Source organism: Ornithinibacillus bavariensis (assembly GCF_050433565.1).
GTDB lineage: Bacteria > Bacillota > Bacilli > Bacillales > Amphibacillaceae > Ornithinibacillus > Ornithinibacillus bavariensis.
Genome location: NZ_JBNPWZ010000002.1, coordinates 159,444 through 171,629, shown reverse-complemented (window position 1 = coordinate 171,629; position 12,186 = coordinate 159,444). Strand labels below are relative to the sequence as shown.

The window sequence follows — 12,186 nt, the reverse complement described above, 5'->3', positions numbered from 1 at the left end:
ATAATTAAAAAAAGAATGGCAAACCATTGCCATTCTGAAATAGGAAATCATTATTAAATTTAGCCAAGACCCTTCCCATAAAAAATTAAGTCTTCATATGGATGATCACCTTCTATATCAAAGGCTATACAAAAAGCGGGCTCGGTCTTTATTCCATCTAACTTCAGCTTTATAATGTTTTCTCTCTTTTCCGGATACTGTTGTAATAGCCTATGTTCAATTACCATATGAAGATAAGCATATTGTTCTTCTACAGCTTGAGCTTGACCAAATAATTCAAAAGCAAAGCCTTGAAAGGAGAAATTTGCTTTTATTACTTTTCTACCACGAATCCTCTTTTCTTTAATCCGAAATTGATTTTTATCTCCGAAGTAAACTATTAAGTCTGTTTTAAATTGCTCGAAGTCATGAACTTCCATGATAATATCTACATCCGATTGCAACGTATAAATATTGATTGGAAATGTTCCACAAACAAATGGATTATAAATGGCCAATTTTCTTATTACATCTAGCTCGATAATTGCCGTATATACTCCTTTTTGTACATCATTTCCCGTCCTTAATGCTTCTAAGGAATCAAACATAATTATCTCCTTTAAAATCGCACACTTATCCTCTGAAATTCGTGGATACCTGTTCCATGTCGAATAACATCTTTTTCACGAAGATCCTGAATTAACGACTGTACCTCAAGTAAAATACTTGGATCAAGTCCTAGTTCATTATGCGAACCAAAAACGCGCTGAACCTGTAATAAGGAAATACGCTCCAAGGAGTTCACTAATGCTTCTGGATCAGTTGTAGGATAAAATGCGTAGATTGGCGTCCCAGTATAAAGTAAATCTCCAGTAAATAAATACTCACGGTCATTGTCTAAAATGCAAATGTGACCTGGCGAATGCCCTGGTGTATGAAAAATGGTGAGTAGCCTATCACCCAAATCAATTAAGTCACCGTCGGTTAATAAAGCAGTTGGTATTCCAGTAAAAGGTGTGTATGTATGCGGATGAAAGCTACTAGGAGTAGGTTTTGTTATATCACGTCCAATATCTTTTCTTATCTGTTCGATACTTAAGCCCTTAATCCCATTGATAAGCCAATCCTCCTCGGCTTCATGAACAAGAATCGTATCGTATTCCCTATGGCTTCCAATATGATCAGCATGAACATGTGTGGTGATGACCACAATGGGCAAATCCGTCAATTGATCCGTTATTTGCTTCATATTATCTATTCCTAATCCTGTATCAATTAAAGCTGCTTTCTCGTTTCCAATTAATAAAAATGAATGCACTTTTTCCCAATGACCATATTCACTAATTGCATAGGTTGTTGAATCAATCTCCTCGACAGTGAACCACGGATGGTGAATTTCTACCATAACAATTCCCCTTTACTTATTGTTTTCATTTTGTTCTCGTAAAATATCACGAATTTCTACCAATAACTTTTCTTTTGGATCTACTTTAGGTTCTTCTGTTTCTTCTTCCTTCTTTTTATGCCTAAACTTTTCTAATACACGAATAAAAATAAAAATAGATAAAGCAATTACAAAGAAATCAAATACAGACTGTATAAATATTCCATATTGGATAGCTACACCGCGAATCGTCCATACTGCATTGCTGAAATCAATTCCATTAAATAGGATTCCAACAAGTGGAGTTATAATATTTCCCACCAAGGAATTAACTATAGCACTAAAAGCTGTTCCTATCACTACAGCAACAGCTAAATCTAGTACATTTCCCTTCATTGCAAATGTCTTAAACTCTTCCCAAAATTTTTTCATTCTACCAATCCCTTTTCATCAGTATAGTTCTCATAATAGGTTAACCTATTAATGGAATCAATTAAAAAATGGCATAAAAGTAAAAAGACAGTCTAAAGACTGCCTTCTTAAGGTTTTACATATCATGGTGTGGATTATGATTTTGGCGGGAATGATTTTTATTCTTTACTTTTTTTGAGCCGTCTAATCCTTCTCCATAAGGCATTTCTGGCCCTAAAGGAAGATTCGGCTGTTTTTGTTGTTTTGGTCCTTTTGGTCTACTCATTATGTCCCTCCTTTCAGGTATGTTGTTAGTGTTGTGTGGTCAGGAAAATTTATTCATTCGCAGTTAGCAATACATTTTGAATTGGTTACATGATGCTACACCCTTACCTTATATCAAAATATAGCTATTTCTATAATGATATTTACCATTCATATACGACTCGACTCGCACCTACTAAAAAAAGTAGTAGCTATCAAATGATAGCTACTACCAATAAATGTTGGAGTTATAAATGGTTAGTCGGACCCTATCTATTGATTTAAGTTAAAGCTGCAAGAAGCGCAATCAATAGGATAATCGGTGTAAAGATAACGAACCATACGAATAGCAATACAAATGCTGCTAGCATCTACAAACACCTCCTATAGCTTTACTATGAGGCCTCACATTAATACATTATGTAACTCTTTTCATTCAGTTTGGACGAAATAACTTCTCTATTAAAAAATGGTTATCTTCAATAGGTTTGATAACCTATTAACTTTACTTCTAGTAGGCAAGCATATATTTAATATTAAAAATAGACTTACACACTTACCAATGGAGACCTTTATACGTACCAATGTAAAGAAAGTACTGTTAACAAAGGTGGTGATTTTCATGAAGCAGATTTCCTTTAAAAATACCGCTGCCGGAAAATATCGTCGGGCAAAGGCTAACCAGATCGATTCCACAGAGGAGGATACTATCCAACCGAAAGGAAAACCAATGACAAGTCCAATTTTATCGAAAATGAACAACAATAATCAGGGAAAGCCTCTAGATAACCTATTTGAGCAAATTCGTATAGAATGGCAGAACAAAGATATTAATTCTGATTTTTCGGATAAAATCCAGAGCATTATCAATCTAATAAATTCAGAGAAAGGAAAGGAATTTACAAAAAAGGTACTTCATTCTACAAGAAATTTGCTTAAAAAAATACCTATTAAAGGAGTGTTAAATGCGATGAAGAATGGTAACCTAAATGACCTATTTAAAAATTTAGGGGAAAATGGCGATGTGAATGATTTATTTAAGAAGATGATGAATAACCCTGAAATGAAGCAAACAGCCATGGAGATGATGCAGGAAGTGATGAGTGATGAAAAGAAACTAGCTGAGATGACAGAAATAATGTCTAAACTAATGAAGGATAACAAGTAACTATTTCAATCAATTTAAATAGAAATAATAGAAACACACTAGCAAGTACTACCTCCTTTCATATGATAATTTTAGAAAGGAGGTTTTTTAAATGTTAGAAGAAGCAAAACAAAAGGTAGCTGAATCAATACGACAAATGCAAGCTAAACTGAGTCAAAATGCGAACAGTATGCGTTATCAAATAACACCTGTAAGAAAATCTTCAAAAACAAACCATTCCATTGTCAGCCTAATTAATCGTATAAGAAAACAATAACAACTGAACCCTCTCTCCTATTAATTTAGCCTTGGTTTACACCAAGGCTATTTATATTAATTTTATAGCTTCTTCTATTATTTAGTGAAAGAAATATACCCTTCCCTATTCTCCAAATAAATAAGTCTGTTCTACTTCCAACATAAAGAGCCCCCATGGATATGGAGGCGATTATTATTGACTATTATTTTGTAAAAGCGTCAGTTAATGCAGTAACGATTTGTTTTTTACGAGATACAACACCTTTTAATAATGCACGATGACTGTTATCAAGTGTTACACCAAATGCATCTGCTACCTTTTCATAACCCTTACCACGTGCTAATACTTCAGAATCATTGTTTATAATGTCTGTTACAACAAAGAGGAATAAATCTAATCCTTTTTCATTAATTGCTTTATCCATTACTTCTTCTAATTCTGCTTGAAGCTCATAAACTTTGCTAGCATCTACCGTATTTACTTGAGCAATTTCAACCTTTGCATCACCCATTGCAAATTCTTTTGCATCCATCGAGATTAATTCGGTAGCTGATTTATCACTTAAATCGGCTCCTGCTTGTAACATATCTAGTCCGTACTTTTCTAGTTCTACACCAGCTATATCAGCAAGCTCATGGGCTGCATCAACATCCTCCTGTGTACAGGTTGGAGATTTAAGTAATAGAGAATCAGAAATAATGGCAGATAAGAGTAGACCAGCTATTTCCTTTGTTACTTCAATGTCATTTTCCTTATACATTTTGTATAAGATGGTTGCTGTACAGCCAACTGGTTCAGCACGGAAATAAAGTGGTTCTTTTGTTTCAAAATTAGATACTCGATGATGATCGATAACCTCTGAAATTCGAACATCCTTAATATTACTTACACTTTGTTGAAATTCATTATGATCGACTAAAATAACTTGTTCAACATCCGCTGGGACTGCATCAATAAGTTGCGGTGCTTCTACATTAAAATAGGTCAATGCATAGTTGGTTTCTTTATTAACCTCACCAAGACGTGCAGGTTCAGCATTCACACCTAATTTATTTTTTAGGTTAGCATAAGCGAGCGCTGAACATATTGTATCTGTGTCAGGATTTTTATGACCAAAAACTAGTGTTTTACTCATCTTCATTCTCCTTTATCCTTTATATGTATAGCTTATAATCCATTATATCCAGATACAAGATTACCATAAAAATTTATTAGATTAAATTGTTTTACCTAGTAATTTTACATTTTCAATAATAATTCTTATAGTTAATATAGAAGATTTTTATTGAAGAGGATTTTGACTATGAAAGATTTTATAATTGTTGGTGGTGGAATTCTTGGAGCAACGACAGCCTATAAACTCGCAAAAAGTGGTGCTGACATACTTCTAGTTGACCAATCTGGAAATGGACAGGCTACAGATGCCGCTGCCGGTGTAATTTGCCCTTGGCTATCACAACGTAGAAACAAAAAATGGTATTCACTTGCAAGAAATGGTGCACGTATTTATCCTTCTATTGTCCGAGAGCTAAAGGAAGATGGTGAGATAGAAACAGGTTATGCAAAGGTTGGTGCCCTTAGCATTCATCATGCAGAAGAAAAGTTACTAGCGATGAAGGAGAGAGCGATTACTAGAAAGGAGGAAGCCCCTGAAATAGGAGAAATTTCCCTACTATCACCGAAACAAACTAGAGAACTATTCCCATTGCTTGATGAATCTTATAGCTCCATTCATATAAGTGGAGCAGCACGAGTTGATGGACGTGTTTTCCGAAATGCATTATTACGTGCTGCCAAAAAGTATGGTGCTGAGCTACTTGACGGCCATGCAACCCTTTATCATAGTAATTCACGTGTCAAAGGAATCTATATAAATGACACCATATATGAAGCAAAGACAGTAATTGCTGCTTGTGGAGCATGGATGGGAGAATTATTACAACCTCTTGGAATCCATTTTCAAGCGAGAGGACAAAAGGGACAGCTTTTACATCTTGAATTACAAAATGAGGAAGCAAATCATTGGCCAGTGCTAATGCCTCCAACAAGTCAATCGATCGTTCCTTTTAAACACCGACTAGTAATTGGTGCAACACATGAAAATGATGTTGGCTTTGACCAGCGCATTACAGCTGGCGGAATCCATGATATTTTATCAAAGGCACTGGAGGTATTGCCTTCCTTATCCGATAGCCCTATACTTGAAGCACGAGTAGGGTTTCGCCCATTCACACCTGAATTTCTGCCAGTAATTGGTACAATTCAAGGAATAAGCGGATTAATGCTTGCTAATGGATTAGGTTCATCAGGTCTTACCACCGGACCATTTGTTGGTACTCAGCTAGCAAAGCTGGCATTAGGTGAAAAACTTGACATAGAGCTAAAAGATTATGATGTACATGGTGCACTTTTTAAATAAACCAACCTTCCATACGTAGAAGTGAACTTTCCTAATTGCCAGGAAAAAAGAGATTTGCTAGGCTTATATCAAGTTATTTATTTAATAGAATCGAGGGTGAAAAATTTGAAAGGTAAATTCATCGTTGTTATTATGATTCTGCTTGTTATTGCGGTTTTAGGGTTTGCTTATTTTCTACTACAACAGATTATCGGTAAAACAGAGACAGCTAAAGTAGAAACTATAATTCATACATCACACATAGAGGATGCTTTATGGGGGAATAATCCCTCGTAAAGCATCCTCTATTACCTTCTTATGGCATATTGATTACCGCCTGCATTTTTTGCTTCATAAAGAGCTTGGTCAGCATTCTTAAACAAAGATTCATAAGTATTTACTCTATCCTCAGCTAACAAGGATATTCCAATACTAGTAGTCGTATTAAATTGTGCATTCTCGATACACCATGGATCTTTTACTACCTTAATAATATCCTCTGCAACTTGGATTACGTCCTGCACATCTGTCCTACCTCTTACTAATAGGACGAATTCATCTCCACCAAGACGTGCAAGTGTATCAGTTGGATGTATTTGTTTAGCAACCCGCAATGCAAATTCAGAAATAGCTTTGTCACCAATATCATGTCCAAATGTATCATTTATCGCTTTAAAACGGTCCAAGTCCATAATAATAACCGCGAAGGTTTCATGATTTTTCTCAAATAAATCTAGCGCTTCTTTAAGCTGCATTGCGAAATATCTGCGATTAGGAAGTCCAGTCAACGAATCGTGATATGCGAAGTATTTCAATTTTTCCTCGTAATTTTTACGAGAAGATATATCCCTAGAAAGAACAACCATTTGCTTAAATTCTCCAACATAGTTATACACTGGAGAACCCTTTAATTCAGACCATATCCATCCAACCGATTGATGTTTTTGTCTAAATTGTGCAATCCATGGCTTTCCAGTAGTTTTGGAAACTTCAAAGGATTGAAGTAAATGCTCAATATCCTCTGGATGAACATTATGATAAAATTCTCTCCCGATATATTCCTCTGGATTAGCCTGAAGGACATCACGATAGGATGGTGAGACATAAGAAATTTTGCCATACTGATCAAGCATGGTTATCAAATCACCGGAGTTTTCTGCAATAATTTCAAATTTATTTTCACTTTCCGTGTATTTATTTTTCATTTTTATCTGCTCAGATATATCTTTACAAATAGCATATATCCCGACTGTTTCATTATTAACAATTATTGGTGTAAGCTTTACAACAGTTTCAATTTTTTTCCCATCTCTATTCTTTAATCGCATATGAAACTCTTCTAAAATACCATTGATGGCAATATTAAAATACTTTTCAACGATAGGAATATCTTCTTCTAAGACAAGGCTCGTATACAGTTTCCCTCTTATATCAGCAATACTATTACCAGTGACTAGCTCTAATGAACGATTCCCTGTAACAATCACCCCTTCTCTATCAATCGCAATAACTGCATCTATGTTATATTCAAAAAGGGATTGATATCGCTGTTTCTGCTCATTTAACTGCTCACGTGCGACTATAGCAGCTTTCTCTGCTAATCTTCTTTCTGTTATATCTTTTACAACTGTGACCACATGTGTACAATTACCATTTTCATCAAAAAGTGGCGTTAAAACATTTTCACCGTATCGTACCTCACCAAGTGGAGAGGGGAAAAAGTCTTCATATACTACGAGATCCTTTATTTCTACAGCTTTTTGATATTTTTCAAATAGAAACTTTGCTTTTTGTTTATCCAAAACTTCGTCGAAGGATTTGCCAATAACCTCGTTCGTAATACCTGCATATCTTTTCACAGCATGATTAATAAAATGATAGACAAAATGGCTATCCTCTATCACTTCCATGATATAAACCATGTCTTGAATTCCATTTAAGAGGACATTATTTAAGAAGTTATCCCTTTGTTTTCTCATTTACCCTCACACTCGATTTCTTAAAATAAGGTATGTAAAATCGATTCTGAATATCTAAAATATAGTTAAAAAATACTAAAAAATACCTACAAAAGCAATAGGACTTAATACCTACAAATAACGAAAAAGCTAGTAAACGTAAGAGGAAAGTATATTATATCTAAAGTGCTTCCCTTTGAAAATGATTATTATCTTGTAATTTCATCCTATGCTGGGTACCTGAGGGCTCCATCAAAATCCTCTTTTCCATCTTTTTAAATTTTACGAAAAATAATTCTGCTTCTATATAGTATTTTTTCTTTTTTTAAAAATTGTGATAAACTACTTAGTAGCAGCTACCAAATTCGACATTTTTTGACAGGTGAGTCGTTATGAGTCCATTTAGTATAAAAAAAGTTCCATTGTTTCTCTGGATCATTGGGATATTTGTTATCGCAATTACCATCTATATGGAAGAATATGCATCCCTTCAAACGATGGGCTTCTATTGGTATGTAAGCCTTATCATGGTTGTATTATTTTCGTATTATGGAGGTATCTTTGGCGGTATTACCATTTTTATAATTCTTGGTGGAGTTTATATGATAATGGGAATCATATCATCGCCAAATGAATTATCTGTTGAAAATCTTTTCCCATATGTTATTGGATTATTTATCGCTTTATCTATTGGCACTTTAGGATGGAAAATCAAAACAAATGAAGCTCAGTTAAAAACAATATTTGAGAATAATGATATTACGTTTTGGACATGGGACCTTGAAACAAACGAGCAAACCTTTTCTGAAGGTTATGCAGAAATATATGGTGTAACCAGTGAAAAACTAAAGGAGAATCCTAATCACTGGATGGATGTTGTCCATCCAGAAGATAAAAAAATCATACAAGAGGCTCACCTGCAACAAAAAGCGGGAAAGAAAACCTCCATTACGTATCGTTTTTATCACGCCAATGGTGAAATCCGTTGGTTAGAGGATCGTGCAACACCATATGTAGAAAAGGATGGGACGGTTTCAAGAGTGGATGGAGTCATTTTTGATGTTACGGACCAAAAAAGGGCCGAACAAAAAATGAATCACCTGATACACTATGATTCATTAACTGGACTAACTAATCGTAAATGGTTCCAGAACTATTTAGATACAGCATTACTATCTTCCAAGAAATATGGTCGTCCATTAGCTGTAATGTTTATTGATTTTGATAATTTCAAACGAGTTAATGATACACTTGGACACAGTGTCGGTGATGAACTACTCATTAAAATAGCCAACCGTTTAAAAACAATTCTTCGTCCTAGTGATGTGGTTTCCCGCCAAAGTGGAGATGAATTTTTAGTTTTAGCCGAAGGCCGAAGCTTAGCCGAAATTGAGAATCTTTCCCAAAAAATTATTAAGGAAATGTCTCCCCCATATTCAATAAATGGAATAGAAATCATTTCTACACCAAGTATTGGAATTAGTATGAACATAGACCATAGAGATAATGCAGAAAGTTTAATCAAAAAAGCGGATTTTGCCATGTTCCTTGCTAAGGAAAATGGTAAAAATAATTACCAGTTCTACAATGATGAACTAAATAAAAAAATGAAGCGGAAAATGATTTTAGAAACATATTTACATAAAGCAATTGAGAATAATGAATTAACTGTTCATTATCAACCACAATTCGATATTTCAACCTATCGAATGGTTGGGGCAGAAGCTTTGCTTCGCTGGAAATGTGAGTTAGGACATATTCCGCCTGACGAATTTATTCCAATCGCAGAGGAAACAGGACTAATTATGCCTATTGGCGAATGGGTAATCCGTCAAGCTTGTATGGATATTAAGCGATTCAAGAATAAGAACATCCATCTTTTTCCAATTTCTGTAAATATATCTACTAGACAACTGATGGCGCCTACCTTTATTGACCGTATCCGTTCTATTTTGCTGGAAGAAGAGGTTGAACCAAATTATTTGACATTAGAAATAACGGAAAGTTCTTTTCTATATTATGAAGATGCGAAGAATAATATCTTGGAATTACGAAATCTTGGTGTACGTGTTTCTCTAGACGATTTTGGAATTGGATATTCTTCCTTAAGTATGATCCGAAATATTAAAATCGATGAATTAAAAATCGACCGTTCCTTCCTAAATGATTCATTGAAGAACAACCGAGTAAAGTCACTACTTGAAGCAATTATCCAAATCGGTAAAAGAATTAATACAAAGGTCGTAGTAGAAGGAATTGAAACGAAGGAACAAATTGAATTACTATCCTCCCATGGCGTTTATGGACAAGGATATTTCTATAGCAAACCTATTCCTATCAATGAATTTGAAAGGTGGTATATAGAAACCATTGGAAAAGCGAAGACATAATACTTCGCTTTTTTCTTTTGTTTCGCTTTCTGTAGCCCTTCTTTTTTTACACATTTCTATATATGAAAAATCACACGTAATTACTAATTTATAACTCGAATTAAAAAGGCCATATGTACAAAACGTAATAGCAAAGGGAGGGATTAAACTGACAAAAAAAATATTTACTTTACTTTTATTCGTCTTACTTCTTGGTTGTGCACCACAGGGGCAAACTACAACTCCTAGCACAGCATTAGCTAATCATATAAAGAATGCTACCTCGATTGGGAAGAGCCTAAATTTCACCAGTGAAAAACTGGAAAATAACATCAGAAGCCTTACTTCAGGTATTAATACGACAAAGCATGTACAATCCTTAAGTATTGATGAAATGAAATCAAAGCCAATAAGGAAAACAGTGGAAAAACCGAAAAAGGTCGATGTTAAAGGCATATATCTTAATCGTACCTCGATAAGAGAAGAAAATGTACAAAAATATATTGATCTCATTAAAAGTACAAATCTCAATGCAGCAGTCATCGATATTAAGGATGACAACGGGAAACTAACATATAATTCTAATATTGAATTAGCCAATGAAATTGGCTCAAATAGTAACCCAGCAATAAATGACCTTAAAAAGACCATAAAGCGTTTCAAAGATGAAGGTATATATACTATTGCACGAATTGTTGTATTCAAAGACCCTTATCTTGCCGAAAACAAAGGAGATTATGCCATGAAAAGAAAAAATGGTACCATATGGCAAGATGCAGCAGGGACAAAATGGGTAGACCCTTATAAAAGAGAGGTATGGGACTATATTACTTCAATTGCTCAAGAAGTTAGTGACAGTGGCTTCGACGAAATCCAATATGACTATATACGATTCCCAGAAAATGGTAAAAGAGTGGATCAAGAAGTATCCTTTGACAATCCAGACCGACTATCTAAAGCAGAAAATATCCTCGCCTTTCTTAAATATTCAAATGATAAGTTAAAAAACGAACCTGTCTATGTATCTGCAGACATCTTTGGATTAGTAACGACAGCAACAAACGATATGGGGATTGGACAGATTTGGGAAAACATCTCCCCAAACGTGGATTATATTTCACCGATGACCTACCCTTCACACTATGCACCGGGTTCCTATGGTATTAGTAACCCTGACCGTGCACCATACGAGATCATGCTTCAAGCCATGAAAGATGCAAACATGCGCAACAACAAACTAAAAAACCAAGGTTTAAAAGCAGCTGTTATTCGCCCCTGGATTCAAGACTTTGACTACAAAAGTGTCTACAGCATAGAGGATGTACAAAAACAAATTAAAGCCCTTCACGACCAAGGAATAACCCAATATTTAATCTGGAATGCCGGTAATGTTTACACGGTAGAAGCCTTTAAATAACCACTTAACAACCGCTGAGCAATCAGCGGTTTACATAGCTATTTTGGTAAGAGTCAGCCTCTTAGCGTTACTATTCCTAAAAGACAATTCGAATAAACTGAAGTTCACTTGGTTTATTAGACTGCTCTTCGGGGTTTCTACTCTTTTATGTCCATATTAGAGCGGTTCTATTAGACTGTTTTACAGCGATTCCGCTCTTTTGTGTCCATTAGACTGGTTCTATTAGACAGTTTTACGCGGTTTCTACTCTTTTGTGTCTATTAGGGTGGTTCTATTGGACAGTTTTACGCGGTTTCCGCTCTTTTGTGTCCATTAGGGCGGTTCTATTGGACTGTTTTACGTGGTCTCTGCTCTTTTGTGTCTATTAGATCGGTTCTATTGGACAGTTTACGGGGTTTCCGCTCTTTTGTGTCTATTAGAGCGGTTCTATTGGACTGTCTACAGCTTTTCCGCTCTTTTGTGTCCATTAGACTTGTTCTATTAGACAGTTTTACGCGGTTTCTCCTCTTTTGTGTCTATTAGAGCGGTTCTATTGGACTGTCTACAGCTTTTCCGCTCTTTTGTGTCCATTAGACTTGTTCTATTAGACAGTTTTACGCG

At 35.1% G+C, this 12,186-nt stretch carries 12 protein-coding genes; 6 read left to right on the top strand and 6 right to left on the bottom strand.

Going from position 1 to position 12,186, the window contains the following annotated elements:
- Positions 1–59: 59 nt before the first annotated feature.
- From HNR27_RS04695 to HNR27_RS04680, 4 genes are all read right to left on the bottom strand, one after another.
- Positions 60–587: a DUF4269 domain-containing protein gene (locus tag HNR27_RS04695; protein WP_429338930.1), complete on the bottom strand. Its 528-nt coding sequence runs from the start codon at positions 585–587 to the stop codon at positions 60–62.
- Between the two features lie 11 nt (positions 588–598).
- Entirely contained in the window at positions 599–1,384 is a 786-nt protein-coding gene (locus HNR27_RS04690) for an MBL fold metallo-hydrolase (RefSeq protein WP_429338929.1), read from the bottom strand.
- 12 nt (positions 1,385–1,396) lie between these two features.
- Positions 1,397–1,795, bottom strand: coding sequence for a large conductance mechanosensitive channel protein MscL (gene mscL, locus HNR27_RS04685; protein ID WP_212919084.1), 399 nt, complete (start codon positions 1,793–1,795; stop codon positions 1,397–1,399).
- Between the two features lie 115 nt (positions 1,796–1,910).
- On the bottom strand, positions 1,911–2,060 hold the full coding sequence (locus tag HNR27_RS04680) for a small acid-soluble spore protein P (protein WP_212919083.1): 150 nt from the start codon (positions 2,058–2,060) through the stop codon (positions 1,911–1,913).
- Positions 2,061–2,660: 600 nt separating this feature from the next.
- On the opposite strand from HNR27_RS04680, the gene HNR27_RS04675 reads away from it, so the two are divergent.
- Together HNR27_RS04675 and HNR27_RS04670 are read left to right on the top strand one after the other, a co-directional pair.
- The gene (locus HNR27_RS04675) at positions 2,661–3,206 is read left to right on the top strand and encodes a hypothetical protein (RefSeq protein WP_212919082.1); all 546 of its coding nucleotides are present in this window, start codon (positions 2,661–2,663) and stop codon (positions 3,204–3,206) included.
- Positions 3,207–3,297: 91 nt separating this feature from the next.
- Positions 3,298–3,462: a hypothetical protein gene (locus HNR27_RS04670; RefSeq protein WP_429338928.1), complete on the top strand. Its 165-nt coding sequence runs from the start codon at positions 3,298–3,300 to the stop codon at positions 3,460–3,462.
- A 184-nt stretch (positions 3,463–3,646) separates the two neighbouring features.
- Here HNR27_RS04670 and HNR27_RS04665 read toward each other — a convergent pair whose 3' ends face one another.
- Positions 3,647–4,579: a manganese-dependent inorganic pyrophosphatase gene (locus HNR27_RS04665; protein WP_429338927.1), complete on the bottom strand. Its 933-nt coding sequence runs from the start codon at positions 4,577–4,579 to the stop codon at positions 3,647–3,649.
- A gap of 168 nt (positions 4,580–4,747) precedes the next feature.
- Between HNR27_RS04665 and HNR27_RS04660 the strand changes: the two genes are divergently transcribed.
- Together HNR27_RS04660 and HNR27_RS04655 are read left to right on the top strand one after the other, a co-directional pair.
- On the top strand, positions 4,748–5,863 hold the full coding sequence (locus HNR27_RS04660) for an NAD(P)/FAD-dependent oxidoreductase (RefSeq protein WP_429338926.1): 1,116 nt from the start codon (positions 4,748–4,750) through the stop codon (positions 5,861–5,863).
- A gap of 105 nt (positions 5,864–5,968) precedes the next feature.
- A complete protein-coding gene (locus HNR27_RS04655; protein ID WP_212919078.1) occupies positions 5,969–6,139 on the top strand; it encodes a hypothetical protein in 171 nt (56 codons plus the stop codon).
- 11 nt (positions 6,140–6,150) lie between these two features.
- Here HNR27_RS04655 and HNR27_RS04650 read toward each other — a convergent pair whose 3' ends face one another.
- Positions 6,151–7,821, bottom strand: coding sequence for a diguanylate cyclase domain-containing protein (locus HNR27_RS04650; RefSeq protein ID WP_429338925.1), 1,671 nt, complete (start codon positions 7,819–7,821; stop codon positions 6,151–6,153).
- 371 nt (positions 7,822–8,192) lie between these two features.
- Here HNR27_RS04650 and HNR27_RS04645 point away from each other — a divergent pair, with 371 nt between their 5' ends.
- Together HNR27_RS04645 and HNR27_RS04640 are read left to right on the top strand one after the other, a co-directional pair.
- Positions 8,193–10,190, top strand: coding sequence for a bifunctional diguanylate cyclase/phosphodiesterase (locus HNR27_RS04645; protein ID WP_429338924.1), 1,998 nt, complete (start codon positions 8,193–8,195; stop codon positions 10,188–10,190).
- 400 nt (positions 10,191–10,590) lie between these two features.
- Positions 10,591–11,586 (top strand): putative glycoside hydrolase, encoded by a 996-nt coding sequence (locus HNR27_RS04640; protein ID WP_429338923.1) that lies wholly within the window; start codon positions 10,591–10,593, stop codon positions 11,584–11,586.
- Positions 11,587–12,186 lie beyond the last annotated feature (600 nt).